The sequence below is a fragment of the Achromobacter sp. ACM01 genome, from assembly GCF_014851745.1.
Classification (GTDB): Bacteria; Pseudomonadota; Gammaproteobacteria; order Burkholderiales; family Burkholderiaceae_B; genus Achromobacter; species Achromobacter aegrifaciens.
This window is the reverse complement of record NZ_JACVAF010000003.1, coordinates 454,242-468,326: the sequence shown is the minus strand read 5'-3', so window position 1 is coordinate 468,326 and position 14,085 is coordinate 454,242. Positions and strand designations below refer to the sequence as shown.

Here is a 14,085-nt window from a genome sequence, read left to right as displayed (position 1 = left end):
CGGCCATGAGCAATACGACACCCGCCACGACCATCGCCGCCGCTCCCAAGAACGACGTGCGCACCCCCGCCACCGAGTTCTGGCGCAAATTCAAGAAGCAGAAGCTCGCCGTCGGCGCGGGCATCTTCGTCCTGCTGCTCGTCGTCGTCGCGGTCTTCGCGCCGTGGATCGTGCCGTTCGACCCGGAGAACTTCTTCGACTACGACGCCCTGAACGCCGGACCTTCCGCGACCCACTGGCTGGGCGTGGACTCGCTGGGCCGCGACATCTTCAGCCGCATCATCATGGGCGCGCGCATCTCCCTGGCCGCGGGCTTCCTGTCCGTCGCCATGGGCGCCGTCGTCGGCACTTTCATGGGCCTGATGGCGGGCTACTACGAAGGCTGGTGGGAACGCATCACGATGCGCATCTCCGACGTGCTGCTGGCGTTCCCCGGCATGCTGCTGGCCATCGGCGTGGTCGCCATCCTGGGTTCCAGCATGGTCAACGTGATCGTGGCCGTGGCCGTGTTCAGCGTGCCGGCGTTTGCCCGCCTGGTGCGCGGCAACACGCTGTCGATCAAGCAGATGACCTACGTCGAAGCGGTCAAGAGCGTGGGCGCGTCCGACTGGACCATCATCATGCGCCACATCCTGCCCGGCACGATCTCGCCGATCGTGGTCTACGGCACGATGCGCATCGGCACCTCGATCATCACCGCGGCCAGCCTGTCGTTCCTGGGCATGGGCGCTTCGCCTCCCACGCCGGAGTGGGGCGCGATGCTGAACGAAGCGCGCGCCGACATGGTGATCGCGCCGCACGTGGCAATCTTCCCGGCGCTGGCGATCTTCTTCACGGTGCTCGCGTTCAACCTGCTGGGCGACGGCCTGCGCGACGCGCTCGATCCCAAGATCGACCGCAAGTAATCCTGCCGCCGGCCCTCCCTGGAGGGCCGGCGTGGAGGGCGAATCTTTGCGCCGTCGCCCCAGGGCGGCGGCGTTTTACATTCAGGAGCGTGGCGACACGCAGCGAACATGGACAAACAAGCGCTGGACATCCCCCGCATCGGCGTACTGCCATCGGGACCGCTGGATTCGATCTGCGACGTGGGTGAGGTCGCCGTCGGCCACCGTACGCTGGCCGAGGGCCCGCTGCAGACCGGCGTAACCGTGGTGCGTCCGCATGCCGGCGATCCCTATCTGGATAAGGTGCCGGCTGCCGCCACCGTGCTGAACGGCTTCGGCAAGAGCACCGGCCTGGTTCAGGTGCAGGAGCTGGGCGTGCTGGAAACGCCCATTGCGCTGACCAATACGTTTGGCGTGGGTACGGTGGCCAATGCGCAGATCCGCGCCGCGGTCGCCGCGAACCCTGGCATTGGTCGCGGCATGGCTACCGTCAATCCGCTGGTCTTCGAATGCAACGATGGCTATCTGAACGATATCCAGGCGCTGGCGGTGCAGGAATCGCACTACGCCGAGGCGCTGGCCGCCGCGGGCAAGCCGTTCGAGCAGGGCGCCGTCGGCGCGGGCCGGGGCATGTCCTGCTTCTCGTTCAAGGGCGGCATCGGCTCGGCCTCGCGCCTGGCATCCATTCAGGCCGGACCGCAATACACGGTTGGCGCGCTGGTGCTGGCGAACTTCGGCCGCCTGCCCAACCTGACCGTGGCGGGCAGGCCCTTCGGCCGCCGGCTGGCGCAGCAACTGGACAGCAGCCTCGCCCAGGCGGGCGAGAACGCCGCCATCGTGCCCGAGAAGGGTTCCATCATCCTGCTGCTGGCGACCGATGCGCCGCTGGACTCGCGCCAGTTGCGCCGCCTGTCGCTGCGGGCCGGGGCGGGGCTGGCCCGCACCGGTTCGGTGTACGGCCATGGCAGCGGCGACATCGCGCTGGCGTTTTCCACGGCCTATACGGTGCCGCAACTGCCGGAGCAGCCCATGCCGGCGGTGGCGATGCTGCACGAGGCCCGCATCGATCCCTTGTTCGAAGCCGCCGCCGAAGCCTGCGAACAGGCCATCATTTCCGCGCTGTGGCATGCCGAAGGCGTGACGGGGCGCGACGGCAACCACCGCGCCGCGATCCGCGACGCGGCGCCGCAGTGGCGCCAGTGGCTGTCCGAAACCGAATTCTGAAATCCTCCGAGGCTGATCCCATGAAGATCCTGATTTCCACCGATATCGAAGGCGTCGCCGGCGTCTTTCATTCCGAACAAGTCCGCGCCGGCAACGGCGAATACGAGCGCGCCCGCGCCTGGATGACCGCCGAGGCCAACGCGGCCGTGCAAGGCGCGATCGCCGGCGGCGCCGAAGAGATCCTGGTCAACGATTCGCACGGCGGCTTTCGCAACCTGCTGCCTGACGGCCTGGACGAGCGCGCCCGCCTGGTGCTGGGCAAGCCGCGCTACCTCGGCATGATGGGCGGCCTGGAAGAGGGCTGCGACGCCGTCTTCATGATCGGCTACCACTCGCGTTCGCAGGGCCGCGGCATCCTGGCCCACACCATCAACAGCTTCGCCTTCGCCCGCGTGCTCATCAACGGCATGGAGCTGGGCGAGGCCGGCCTGTACGGCGCGCTGGCGGGCGAGTTGGGCGTGCCCGTCATCCTGGGCACCGGCGACGATGCCTTCATCGAGGAGACCCGCGATACCTTCCCGGGCGCCGAATGGGTGCAGACCAAGGTGGCCCATGGGCAGGGTAGCGGCGTGACCCTGTCGCCCGCTGCATCGCGCCGCGCGATTGCGTCCGCCGCCGAAACCGCCGTGCGCAATTTGAAGAAAGGGGGAGTGGTTCCTTTCCGCATTCCCGCCCCTATAGAATGCCGGTTGCAGACGCAGAGCTCGGCCCTGGCCGACCTGTTCTGCATGTGGCCCACGCTGGAACGCGTGGACGGCGTGACCTTGCGATTCACCACGGATAGCATGCAGTCCGCCGTCCGCACGCTGAACAGCCTGGCCGCCATGTCTTTCATGTTGCGCTAAGGATCCCATCCCCCATGTCTAGCACCGACGCCCGTATTGCCCAATTGCGGCAGGCCATGAGCCGCCGCGGCCTGTCCGCCTATGTCGTTCCGTCCTCGGACCCGCACCTGTCCGAATACCTGCCCGCGCGCTGGCAGGGACGGCGCTGGTTGTCCGGCTTCACGGGCTCGGTCGGCACGCTGGTGGTCACGGCCGATTTCGCCGGCCTGTGGGTGGACAGCCGCTACTGGGTGCAGGCCGAAGCCCAGTTGGCCGGCACCTGCGTGCAGCTGATGAAGATCGCGCTGGCCACGACGCCGGGCCATGTGGACTGGCTGGCGGCCAATGCCAAGGCGGGCGAGGTCATCGGGGTGGACGGACAGGTGCTGGGCCTGGGCGCTTTCCGCGCCTTGTCGGCGGCCGCGGCCTCGGCCGGCGCGGCGCTTGAAATCCGCGAGGATCTGCTGGAAGACATCTGGCAGGAACGCGCCGGGCTGCCCGGCGCCGCCATCTATGAACATGTGGCGCCCGAAGCCTGCGTGACCCGCGCAGACAAGCTGGCGCAGGTGCGCGCCGCCATGCGCACGCATGGCGCCGACGTGCATTTCATCAGCACGCTGGACGACATTGCCTGGCTCTTCAACCTGCGCGGCGCGGACGTGGATTACAACCCGGTGTTCGTCGGCCACGCGCTGGTCGGACAGGACCATGCCACGCTGTTCGTGGCCGACGGCAAGATCGACGACGCCCTGCGTGCTGTGCTGGCGGCCGATGGCGTGGAAGTCGCCGCATATGCCCAGGCCGCCGATGCGCTGGCCTCGCTGGAACTCGATCAGAAGCTGCTGATCGATCCGGCCCGCGTGACCTGCGGCGTGTTCCATGCGATGGACCCGGCCGTGCCGCGCGTCGAGGCCATCAATCCGTCCACGCTGCTGAAATCCCGCAAGACCGATGCCGAGCTGGCGAACGTACGTCTTGCCATGGCGCAGGACGGCGCCGCGCTCTGTGAGTTCTTCGCCTGGTTCGAAGGCGCGCTGGGCAATGAAACCATCACCGAACTGACCATCGACGAGCAGATCACCGCTGCGCGCGCGCGCCGGCCGGCCTATGTCTGCCCCAGCTTCGCCACCATCGCCGGCTTCAACGCCAACGGCGCGATGCCGCACTACCGCGCAACCCAGGAATCGCACGCCACCATCGAAGGCGACGGCCTGCTGCTGATCGACTCGGGCGGCCAATACCTGGGCGGCACGACCGACATCACCCGCGTGGTCGCGGTGGGCTCGCCCAGCGCCGACCAGAAGGTGGATTTCACGCTGGTGCTCAAGGGCATGATCGCGCTGTCGCGCGCCTCGTTCCCGCGCGGCACGCCTTCGCCCATGCTGGATGCCATCGCGCGCGCCCCTATCTGGGAAGGCGGCGCGGAATACGGCCACGGCACGGGCCACGGCGTGGGTTACTTCCTGAACGTGCATGAGGGCCCGCAGGTCATTTCCTACCGCGCCGTGCCGGGTCCGCACACGGCGATGGAGCCAGGCATGATCACCTCCAACGAGCCGGGCATCTACCGCCCGGGCCGCTGGGGCGTGCGCATCGAGAACCTGGTCGCCAACCGCGCTTGGCTGACCTCGGAACTTGGCGAATTCCTGTGCTTCGAAACGCTGACGCTGTGCCCGATCGACACGCGCTGCATCGAGCCGTCGCTGATGCGCGCCGACGAAATCGCCTGGCTCAACGACTATCACAAGACGGTGTACGAACGCCTGTCGCCGCTGGTCGAAGGCGAGGCGCTGGCCTGGCTGGAGCGCCGCACCGCCGCGATCTGAACCGCTGCGTGAGTGCATGAAAAAAGGCCGCGGGCGCAATGCCCGCGGCCTTTTGCTTCGCGCGAAGTCGGGTCAGCTTGCCGGCGTGGCCGTCTTGGCGCGGGGATACAGTGCGAGCCTGCCGATCAGGCAGCCCAAGGCCAGCAGCGCGCCATAGGCCAGCAGCGTCAGGCCGGCGGCCGCATGGGACTCCGCCGCGCGCATCAGTTGTCCCCAGGTCATCGCCCGGACGGCCAGGAATCCCAAACCTATGCCCAGCGCCTGCGCCAGCCAGAAGGCGATGGTGCCGTGGGCGACGGCCCGTCCGAACCGGGCCGCGCCGATCGGGCGCGGCAGGATGTTCAGGCAGACCAGGGTGCATAGCCCCAGCAGGGCCGCAGGCAGGACCAGATAGCCCAGCGCGTACGCCGTCCAGCCAGCGCCCTGAGCCTGCATCTGCAGGAAACCGCCCAACCAGATCGAAACAGTCAGTTGCCAGACCAGCACGGTCAGCGCGGTAGTCCAGGCGGCATGGCGCCGTTCATAGGCGGGGCCGCCAGCCGGGCCCGCAGGCTGCACGGTCCAGGCGGCAATGCGCACGATGACGCAGATGCCGATGATCTCAAGCACGATGGTCACGAGCTTGGTGATGATGTTCAGGGCCAGAAATTGCCCGATCATGCCGAAGCCGAGCCGTTCCTGCAGCACGTCGCGGTGGTCCATGACGAAGCGCATCAGCGTGTTCTGCAGGAAGGCGATGCCTGCCGCCACGGCCAGGGTGTAAAGCAGAAACAGCGCGATGAAGGTGCCGAACAGCTTGCGGGGCTCGGTCACCGCCTGGGTGTCATGGCGCGCCAGCCAGCCTCGCATGGCTCCCCAGGCGGTCAATCCGGCGATCACCGCGCCCGCGACGATATGGACCAGCAGCGGCGCCAGGAACTGCGGCTGGGTGTACATCTCCTGCATTTGCTCGAACTGGGGCAGGGCCAGCAGGCTGTACGACTGGACCAGCGCCGAGTAAGCAAGCCGCAGGAAAACTGCGGTCAACGCAAGGCGCCAGGCGAGCGAGTAGGAGGATCGGGCGGGATCGGTCATCGGCGGAAGCGGGAGTGTTGAGAAAAAACAGCAAGCAAAAAAATAGGGATCGAACATAGCACGGCGCTGCGCCGCGCCACACAAGGCGATGCCCCTTTCGGCGATTCGAGTGCTGCCAAATGTTACGCCCCGGAGCTAGGGGAAAACCCAAATAAGCTCCGCCTCCCGGCTATAATCCAAATTTCCCGCACGCGCCCGCTCGTCCCGGGTGCTCATTACGATGACCAAATACGTATTTGTCACCGGCGGTGTGGTGTCTTCCCTGGGCAAAGGCATCGCCGCTGCGTCGCTCGCCGCCATCCTCGAGTCGCGTGGCCTGCAAGTCACCATGCTGAAGCTCGACCCGTACATCAACGTCGATCCGGGCACCATGAGCCCGTTCCAGCATGGCGAGGTGTTCGTCACGGAAGACGGCGCCGAAACCGACCTGGACCTTGGCCACTACGAGCGTTTCATTTCGGCTCGCATGCACAAGGTGAACAACTTCACCACCGGCCAGATCTACGAATCCGTGCTCCGCAAGGAGCGCCGCGGCGACTACCTGGGCAAGACCGTCCAGGTCATTCCGCACATCACCAACGAAATCCAGGACTTCATCGCCCGCGGCGCCGAAGCCGCCTGGAACGGCAACACGGACGTCGCGATCGTCGAGATCGGCGGCACCGTGGGTGACATCGAGTCCCTGCCGTTCCTGGAAGCCGCCCGCCAGATGAGCCTGCGCATGGGCCGCAACAACGCCGCCTTCGTGCACCTGACGCTGGTGCCCTTCATCGCGTCGGCCGGCGAACTCAAGACCAAGCCGACCCAGCACTCGGTGCAGAAGCTGCGCGAAATCGGCATCTACCCGAACGCGCTGCTGTGCCGCGCCGACCGCCGCATCCCGGACGACGAGCGCGCCAAGATCTCGATGTTCTCCAACGTGCCCCTGGACGCGGTCATCTCCGTCTGGGACGCCGATTCGATCTACAAGATCCCGGCGATGCTGCATGCGCAGGGCGTGGACAACATCGTCTGCGAAGCGCTGGGCCTGACCCCGCCGCCGGCCGACCTGTCCATGTGGGACAACCTGGTCGAGGCGCTGGAGCACCCGCAGCACCAGCTCACCATCGGCATGGTCGGCAAGTACGTCGACCTGACCGAGTCGTACAAGTCGCTGACGGAAGCCCTGGTCCACGCCGGCATCCACACGCGCTCGAAGATCAACATCGAGTACATCGACTCCGAAGACATCGAAACCCGCGGCACCGACCAGCTCAAGCACCTGGACGCCATCCTGGTTCCGGGCGGCTTCGGCAAGCGCGGCACCGAAGGCAAGATTGCCGCGATCCGCTACGCCCGTGAAAACGGCGTGCCGTACCTGGGCATCTGCCTGGGCATGCAGCTGGCCGTGATCGAGTTCGCGCGCCACGTCGCCGGCCTGGGCGGCGCCAACAGCACGGAATTCGATCCCTCGGCGCCGCACCCCGTGGTGGCCCTGATCACCGAATGGATGGACCGCGAAGGCAAGGTCGAAAAGCGCAACCAGTCGTCCGACCTGGGCGGCACCATGCGCAAGGGCGCGCAGCGCGTGCCGATCAAGCCGGGCACCCGCGCGCAGTCGATCTACGGCGACGAAGTGAACGAGCGTCACCGCCATCGCTACGAGGTCAACAACGTCTACGTGCCGCGCCTGGAAGAAGCCGGCATGGTGATCAGCGCCCGCACGCCGACCGAGAACCTGCCGGAAATGATGGAATTGCCCGACCACCCGTGGTTCGTGGGCGTGCAGTTCCACCCGGAGTTCACGTCGACCCCGCGTGACGGCCACCCGTTGTTCGCCAGCTATATCCGCGCCGCCATCGAGCAGAAGGCTCGCCGCGGTCAGGAGGCGTAATGCGCGTCTGCGGTCTGGAGTTCCGTAAGCGGATCTTCGGGACCGCGGGCCACCGCCTCAGCGCCGCCCTATACGGCGGCGCTTCTTTCGGATACAACCAATTAGCATCGGATATGCGTCGCCCGGCCGCCTTGCGCGACACTGGCGGCGTCGCCGTATCCGGCGTCAGACCGAAACCAACGCAACTGCTCTGAAGGAATCCCATGAGTGCCTACCTCATCGCCGACGTCTCAGTGACCAAGCCCGCGCAGTACGAGGACTACAAGCGTCTGTCCACGCTCGCAATGCGCGCGTACGATGCGAAGATCCTGGTGCGCGGCGGCGATTCCAGGCACCTCGAGGGCCGTGAGCCTGGCCGTACCGTCGTCATGGAATTCCCCTCCATGACCGCGGCCCAGGCTTTCTACGACTCCTGGCAGTACCGCCGCGCCCGCAATGCCCGCGAAGGCGCGGCTGTCATGAATATGTTTATCGTTCAGGGAATGTAAAGTCATGAGTGCTATCGTCGATATCATCGGCCGCGAGATTCTGGATTCGCGCGGCAACCCCACCGTCGAATGCGATGTGCTGCTGGAGTCCGGCGCCATGGGCCGCGCGGCCGTGCCGTCGGGCGCGTCCACCGGCGCGCGCGAAGCCATCGAGCTGCGCGACGGCGACAAGAGCCGTTATCTGGGCAAGGGCGTGCTGCGCGCCGTCGAGAACCTGAATACGGAAATCTCGGAAGCCCTGATGGGCCTGGACGCCCAGGAACAGACCTTCGTCGATCGCACCCTGATCGAGCTGGACGGCACCGAATCCAAGGAACGCCTGGGCGCCAACGCGATCCTGGCCGCCTCCATGGCCGTGGCCCGCGCCGCCGCCGACGAATCGGGCCTGTCCCTGTACCGCTATTTCGGCGGCAGCGGCCCCATGAGCATGCCCGTGCCGATGATGAACGTCATCAACGGCGGCGCGCACGCCAACAACACGCTGGACCTGCAGGAACTGATGATTCTGCCGGTGGGCGCAGGCAGCTTCCGCGAAGCCCTGCGCTGGGGCGCCGAAGTCTTCCACATGCTCAAGAAGCTGATCCACGGCCAGGGCATGTCCACGGCAGTGGGCGACGAGGGCGGTTTCGCGCCCAACGTGGCCAGCCATGAAGCCGCCATCCAGCTGATCCTGAAGGCCATCACCGAAGCCGGCTACGAGCCGGGCACGCAGATCGCCCTGGGCCTGGATTGCGCCAGCTCCGAGTTCTATCGCGACGGCAAGTACACGCTGGCCGGCGAAGGCGGCATTTCGCTGTCCTCGCAGGAATTCACCAATCTGCTGGCCACCTGGTGCGACAAGTACCCGATCATCTCGATCGAAGACGGCATGGCCGAAAACGACTGGGAAGGCTGGAAGCTCCTGACCGACCAGTTGGGCAAGAAGGTGCAGCTGGTGGGCGACGACCTGTTCGTCACCAACACCAAGATCCTGCGCGAAGGCATCCAGAAGGGCGTCGCCAACTCGATCCTCATCAAGATCAACCAGATCGGCACCCTGACCGAGACCTTCGCCGCCATCGAAATGGCCAAGCGAGCAGGCTACACCGCCGTCGTGTCGCACCGTTCGGGCGAAACCGAAGACTCCACCATCGCCGATATCGCCGTGGCGACCAACGCCATGCAGATCAAGACGGGTTCGCTGTCGCGTTCGGACCGCATGGCCAAGTACAACCAGCTCCTGCGCATCGAGGAAGAGCTGGCTGAAGTCGCGTCGTATCCCGGCTTGGAAGCTTTTTACAACCTGCGTTGATGAGAAGCGCGGCCCCAGGCGCAATCCCGGGGCCGCATCCACGCCACGACTGCTGAGGGTTCCCGCGTATGCGCCTGTTGTTCCTGGTGCTGTTCGTGCTGCTAGGCCTGATCCAATACCCGCTGTGGCTGGGTAAGGGCGGGTGGTTCAAGGTCTGGGATCTGCAACGCCAGGTGGCGGAGCAACGCGAGACCAACGAAGGCCTGCGCGCGCGCAATGCCGCATTGGAAGCGGAAGTGCGCGACCTCGAAGGCGGCTCCGGCGCCATCGAGGAACGCGCCCGCGGCGAACTGGGCATGATGCGCGACGGCGAGGTGTTCGTGCACATCCTGCCGCAGAACACCCCGGCCCCGGCTGGCGGCGCCTCTTTGGCTGCCGACGCCGCGGCCAAGCCGGCCACCCCCGCGCGCGCCAGCGCGCCGGCGGCCCGCCCTGCGGCTACGCCTCCCAAGCCCGCCAATCAGGCCAACGCCCGGCACTGAGCGCCGGCTGCCGTTCCTGTTCATTCCCCGTTCCGTTCAACCGCAGCGCACGCTGCGGCACTCTCCGTACACGATGCCGGCGGGTTGCGGCGTCCTGCGCGCCCAATCCACCGGGTGCGAATGCATCTCCGTTTCCAGTTCCATGCGCAGGGGCAACAGGCCCCGGGTCTGCGCGTTTCCGGCATAGCTGCCGCGATCGGAGCCCAGCGCGGCCAGCAGCGCCCGCAAGGGCGGCAGCAACGGCTTGTGCAGATAGGTCAGCCGCAGCTTCAAGGTGTTGGCCTGGAATATGGTCTGGCCGCCCGGCTGCGGCGGCCGGCGCGCATGCTGCAGGTCCTGGTAGCCGTTGTCGATGGCGCGCAGGCCTGACGCGGCGGGCACCTTGAGATCCGGGCGGGCGTGTTCGCGGAACGATTGCTCGTCGGGCAGCAGGACTTCGATGCGCCAGGGGTGGGTACCCGAAATGGCGGCCAGCTCGGCTTGCTCGTCTTCCTGGCGGCGGCGTGCGCCGGCCTGGCCTTGCGCATCGGCGTACCGCGGCAGCAGGGCCTGCAGAAAGGCCATGCGCATGCGCGCTGGATCGCCGTGCCCGGTGGCGCCGGCGCGTCCCGCCTCCATCAGCGCCAGATAGGCCATCTGGCGCACGCCCTGCCAGCGGGCCGTTTCGATCGCCAGCAGGCCCAGCAGCAGCACCACGGCGCCCGCCACCGCGAATTCGATGGCGGCGGCGCCGCGTTGCCGGCAGGAGGGTGCATGAAAAAAGGCGGTCATGGCTGCGCAGTCTGGCGCAGGCATGGCCGCCTGTCGATGAGGATAAGCCGGCGTGATCGAAACGTCCCGGCGGCCAGGCCGCCGGTGTGGATCAGTGCACCGTGGGAGGTTCGTCCGCGGCCGGAGCTGCGCCGGACGAGAACAAGGTGGCGCAGTCGACGGAGTCGAACTTATACGGTTTGCCGCAGAAGTCGCAGGCCACGTCGACCTGGCCGCGTTCGGCCAGGATGCTGTTGATCTCTTCCTGGCCCAGCGTGCGCAGCATGCTGGCCACGCGTTCGCGGGTGCAGGGGCAGTGCCAGCGCACCGCCAGCGGATCGAACGCCACCAGGGTTTCTTCCCAGAACAGGCGATGGATCAGCGTGTCGATGTCGGTGGCTAGCAGTTCATCGCGCTTGATGGTGCCGGCCAGGGCGCAGGCGCGGTCCCAGGTTTCGGCGGCGTTCTGCTCGGTAAGAGCGGGCGCGTCCGAGCCGCCGTGGTAGGGCAGGCGCTGGATCAGCATGCCCGTGGCATGGTCGGCGTCGGCCGCCAGCCACAGCCGGGTATCCAGCTGTTCGGAGGCTTTCATGTAGTGCTGCAGGGCTTCGGCCACGGTGTCGCCCTGCAGGGGCACGATGCCCTGATAGGCCTGCTGGCCCGGCAGCTTGCGCTGCGGATCCAGCACCACGATGAAACGGCCGTTGCCGCCCGGGTTCAGCAGGCTTTGCATGTTGCCGTCGCTGGGCACGTCGTGGCCTTCGCGCATCTTGACGGTGGCGCGCAGGCTCAGGTCGTTGCGGCATTCCACCACCAGCAGGGCAATGGGGCCGTCGCCCTGGATCTGCAGCACCAGCGAGCCGTCGAACTTGATGTTGGCGGCCAGCAGCGTGGACGCCGCCACCAGTTCGCCCAGCAGGTGGGTGATGGCGGGAGGGTAGTCGTGATTGGCCTGCACGGCCTTCCAGGTCGCGTCCAGGCGCACGGCCTGGATGCGGACGCTGCGGTCTTCGGTAAGGTATTTCTTGAGCTGATCGGTCATGGAGGAATGTTAGCCGATCAGGCCCGTCTATTCCCCCTGCCGCCAGCAGGGTCGAAGCGCCGCCCCGGGGCGCTCAGCCGATCCGTTTCAGCGCGGTCTTGTAGTGTTGGCCGCGCGCCACGTAATGGGCGGTGTTCTTGTGCAGATTGGCGATTTCCTCGTCCGAGAGCTCGCGGACGATCTTGCCGATGCCGATGACCAGGGAGTTGTCGGGAATGATGCGGTCTTCCGGAATGATGGCGCCGGCGCCGATCAGGCAGTTGCGGCCGATGACGGCATTGTTCAGTACGATGGCCTGCATGCCCACGAGGGCGCCTTCATGGATGGTACAGCCGTGCAGCATGGCCTGATGGCCTACCGTGACGTTGGGGCCGATGGTCATGGGACAGCCGTCGTCCACGTGCAGCACGCTGCCTTCCTGGATATTGGTGCCGCTCTTGATCAGGATGGCGTCGTTGTCGCCGCGGATCGACACGTTGGACCAGATGCTGACGCCTGCCTCCAGCGTTACGTTGCCGATGATGTCGGCGCTGTCGGCCACATAGGCCGCCGGGTCGATGCGGGGAATCAGGTCGTCGAGCTGGTAAATGGGCATGCCTAGGTCTCCGGTTGCGGCGTCACGCCTTGGGGGCGTGCGGCGCGTCTGTAATGGCTGCGGTCATCCGCGAGCGCTCTTCTTCGCGCAGGCGCAGGATGCGGCGCTGGATTTTACCGGTGGTGGTCATGGGCAGCTCGTCGACGAATTCGATCTCCTTGGGGTACTCATACGGGGCCAGGCGCTCGCGCACATGTTCCTGCAGGTTCTCGATGATGTCGTTGCGGTCGCGCTGCGCGAACTCCGGCGTCAGCACCACGTAGGCCTTGACCAGGGCGCCGCGCTCGGCGTCCGGCTTGGGCACGACGGCGGCGTTGGCCACGGCCGGATGCCCGATCAGGCAGCTTTCGATTTCGCCCGGCCCGATGCGGTAGCCGGCGGACTTGAATACGTCGTCGGCGCGGCCTGCGTACCAGAGGTAGCCGTCGGCGTCGATCTTGGCCAGGTCGCCAGTCAGGCACCAGTCGCCCTTGAACTTGGCCTGGGTGGCGGTTTCATTGCGCCAGTAGCCCAGGAACATCACGGGATCCGGGTAGCCATGGATATCGAGCCGGTTGACGGCGATCTCGCCGGTGGCGCCGGGCGCGACCGGCTTGCCGTCCTCGTCCAGCACCGCGACGTTATGGCCCGGGTAGGGGCGGCCCATGCTGCCTGGTTTGGCGGGCCAGCGCTTCTGGCTGTTGCCCACCACGTAGTTCATTTCCGTCTGGCCGAACATTTCGTTGGGCGTTACGCCCAGCGCCGATTGGCACCATTCGAAGACGGTCTCGCCCACGCTTTCGCCGGCGCTCATGATGGAACGCAGGGCCAGCTGGTAGCGGCCGCGCGGCTCCGGCACCGCTTTCATCATCATCTTGAGCGCGGTGGGGAAGAGGAAGGTGTTGGTGACCTGGTAGCGTTCCAGGAGCTCGAATGCGCGCTCGACCGAGAAGCGGCCGCGCGTGCCGACGATGGGGTGGCCGAAGTACAGGGTGGGCAGAAGGGCGTCCATCATGCCGCCGGTCCAGGCCCAGTCGGCCGGCGACCAGAACACGTCGGCGGGCTTGGGGAACCAGTCCTGCGAGGCCACGAAGCCCGGCAGGTTGCCGATCAACACGCTGTGCGGCAGCAGCGCGCCCTTGGGGGCGCCGGTGGTGCCGGAGGTATAGAGCAGGATGGCCGGATCCGAGGAACGGGTCTGGACCATCTTGAATTCGCTGGGTTGGCGCGCCAGCAGGCTGCGCCAGGGCAATACGCGTTCGTCGGCGAAGCCGATGCCGATGACCTGCTGCAGGTTGGGACAGTTGTCGCTTACGGCCAGCAGGTTGGCGCTGGAGGCGTAATCCACGATCGCGACCCGGGTTTCGGAGTCGCGCAGGCGGCTTTCCAGGGCCTCGGGGCCGAACAGGGCGGACAGCGGCAGCACTACCGCGCCGACGCTGTAGATGGCCATATGGGCCACCACGGTCTCGGGCCGTTGCCCCAGCACCACACCCACGCGGTCGCCGCGCCCAACGCCCATTTTCACCAGGCCGTTGGCCAGCTGATTGGCCGCTTCCGCCAGGCGGGCATAGGTCCAGACCTCGCGGTTGCCAGATTCATCTTCGTAGTAGATGGCAATGCGCCGCGCATCCGGACTGCTGGATGCCCAGCGGTGGCAGCACGCTTCCGCGATGTTGAACTGGGTGGGTACCAGCCAGCGGAATGTTTGGTAGAGCGCCTGATATTGGTCGTTCATGGCCCTATGTTGTGA

General features: G+C 66.6%; 13 protein-coding genes. 8 read left to right on the top strand and 5 right to left on the bottom strand.

The genetic code is table 11. From position 1 onward, the window contains the following. Window positions 1-5: 5 nt before the first annotated feature. The 4 genes from gsiD to IB268_RS16905 all read left to right on the top strand — a co-directional run bounded on the left by gsiD (window position 6) and on the right by IB268_RS16905 (window position 4,758). Window positions 6-905 carry a glutathione ABC transporter permease GsiD gene (gene gsiD / locus IB268_RS16920; protein WP_192354551.1) on the top strand — a complete coding sequence of 300 codons (900 nt, stop codon included), beginning with the start codon at window positions 6-8 and terminating at the stop codon, window positions 903-905. A 108-nt stretch (window positions 906-1,013) separates the two neighbouring features. Continuing rightward, window positions 1,014-2,108, top strand: a complete 1,095-nt coding sequence (locus tag IB268_RS16915) for a P1 family peptidase (RefSeq protein WP_119450955.1) — start codon at window positions 1,014-1,016, stop codon at window positions 2,106-2,108. Between the two features lie 20 nt (window positions 2,109-2,128). Next, on the top strand, window positions 2,129-2,953 hold the full coding sequence (locus IB268_RS16910; RefSeq protein WP_054450710.1) for a M55 family metallopeptidase: 825 nt from the start codon (window positions 2,129-2,131) through the stop codon (window positions 2,951-2,953). 14 nt (window positions 2,954-2,967) lie between these two features. Continuing rightward, on the top strand, window positions 2,968-4,758 hold the full coding sequence (locus IB268_RS16905) for an aminopeptidase P family protein (protein ID WP_192354550.1): 1,791 nt from the start codon (window positions 2,968-2,970) through the stop codon (window positions 4,756-4,758). Between the two features lie 72 nt (window positions 4,759-4,830). Here the strand turns inward: IB268_RS16905 and IB268_RS16900 are convergent, their stop codons facing one another. Beyond that, on the bottom strand, window positions 4,831-5,784 hold the full coding sequence (locus tag IB268_RS16900) for a hypothetical protein (protein WP_225590355.1): 954 nt from the start codon (window positions 5,782-5,784) through the stop codon (window positions 4,831-4,833). A gap of 268 nt (window positions 5,785-6,052) precedes the next feature. Here IB268_RS16900 and IB268_RS16895 point away from each other — a divergent pair, with 268 nt between their 5' ends. From IB268_RS16895 to ftsB, 4 genes are all read left to right on the top strand, one after another. Beyond that, window positions 6,053-7,705 (top strand): CTP synthase, encoded by a 1,653-nt coding sequence (locus tag IB268_RS16895; protein WP_054450715.1) that lies wholly within the window; start codon window positions 6,053-6,055, stop codon window positions 7,703-7,705. Between the two features lie 203 nt (window positions 7,706-7,908). Further along, the gene (locus IB268_RS16890) at window positions 7,909-8,193 is read left to right on the top strand and encodes a DUF1330 domain-containing protein (RefSeq protein ID WP_013392289.1); all 285 of its coding nucleotides are present in this window, start codon (window positions 7,909-7,911) and stop codon (window positions 8,191-8,193) included. A 4-nt stretch (window positions 8,194-8,197) separates the two neighbouring features. After that, on the top strand, window positions 8,198-9,484 hold the full coding sequence (gene eno, locus IB268_RS16885; RefSeq protein WP_054450719.1) for a phosphopyruvate hydratase: 1,287 nt from the start codon (window positions 8,198-8,200) through the stop codon (window positions 9,482-9,484). A 68-nt stretch (window positions 9,485-9,552) separates the two neighbouring features. Next, the gene (ftsB, locus tag IB268_RS16880; protein ID WP_054450721.1) at window positions 9,553-9,966 is read left to right on the top strand and encodes a cell division protein FtsB; all 414 of its coding nucleotides are present in this window, start codon (window positions 9,553-9,555) and stop codon (window positions 9,964-9,966) included. A 36-nt stretch (window positions 9,967-10,002) separates the two neighbouring features. On the opposite strand, the gene IB268_RS16875 is transcribed toward ftsB, so the two are convergent. From IB268_RS16875 to IB268_RS16860, 4 genes are all read right to left on the bottom strand, one after another. Continuing rightward, entirely contained in the window at window positions 10,003-10,737 is a 735-nt protein-coding gene (locus IB268_RS16875; RefSeq protein WP_225591407.1) for a pilus assembly protein, read from the bottom strand. Between the two features lie 91 nt (window positions 10,738-10,828). Then, entirely contained in the window at window positions 10,829-11,758 is a 930-nt protein-coding gene (gene hslO / locus IB268_RS16870) for an Hsp33 family molecular chaperone HslO (RefSeq protein ID WP_054450725.1), read from the bottom strand. 73 nt (window positions 11,759-11,831) lie between these two features. After that, complete coding sequence (locus tag IB268_RS16865; RefSeq protein ID WP_054450727.1) at window positions 11,832-12,353, bottom strand: gamma carbonic anhydrase family protein; 522 nt, start codon at window positions 12,351-12,353, stop codon at window positions 11,832-11,834. 22 nt (window positions 12,354-12,375) lie between these two features. Beyond that, window positions 12,376-14,070, bottom strand: coding sequence for an acyl-CoA synthetase (locus tag IB268_RS16860; protein WP_192354549.1), 1,695 nt, complete (start codon window positions 14,068-14,070; stop codon window positions 12,376-12,378). Window positions 14,071-14,085 lie beyond the last annotated feature (15 nt).

Excerpts from the sequence above, each read along its gene's own strand:
- IB268_RS16860 (WP_192354549.1), bottom strand. The coding sequence starts at position 14,070 with ATGAACGACCAATATCAGGCGCTCTACCAAACATTCCGCTGGCTGGTA.
- gsiD (WP_192354551.1), top strand. The coding sequence starts at position 6 with ATGAGCAATACGACACCCGCCACGACCATCGCCGCCGCTCCCAAGAAC.
- eno (WP_054450719.1), top strand. The coding sequence starts at position 8,198 with ATGAGTGCTATCGTCGATATCATCGGCCGCGAGATTCTGGATTCGCGC.
- ftsB (WP_054450721.1), top strand. The coding sequence starts at position 9,553 with ATGCGCCTGTTGTTCCTGGTGCTGTTCGTGCTGCTAGGCCTGATCCAA.
- IB268_RS16890 (WP_013392289.1), top strand. The coding sequence starts at position 7,909 with ATGAGTGCCTACCTCATCGCCGACGTCTCAGTGACCAAGCCCGCGCAG.
- IB268_RS16895 (WP_054450715.1), top strand. The coding sequence starts at position 6,053 with ATGACCAAATACGTATTTGTCACCGGCGGTGTGGTGTCTTCCCTGGGC.
- hslO (WP_054450725.1), bottom strand. The coding sequence starts at position 11,758 with ATGACCGATCAGCTCAAGAAATACCTTACCGAAGACCGCAGCGTCCGC.
- IB268_RS16915 (WP_119450955.1), top strand. The coding sequence starts at position 1,014 with ATGGACAAACAAGCGCTGGACATCCCCCGCATCGGCGTACTGCCATCG.
- IB268_RS16865 (WP_054450727.1), bottom strand. The coding sequence starts at position 12,353 with ATGCCCATTTACCAGCTCGACGACCTGATTCCCCGCATCGACCCGGCG.
- IB268_RS16875 (WP_225591407.1), bottom strand. The coding sequence starts at position 10,737 with ATGACCGCCTTTTTTCATGCACCCTCCTGCCGGCAACGCGGCGCCGCC.
- IB268_RS16905 (WP_192354550.1), top strand. The coding sequence starts at position 2,968 with ATGTCTAGCACCGACGCCCGTATTGCCCAATTGCGGCAGGCCATGAGC.
- IB268_RS16910 (WP_054450710.1), top strand. The coding sequence starts at position 2,129 with ATGAAGATCCTGATTTCCACCGATATCGAAGGCGTCGCCGGCGTCTTT.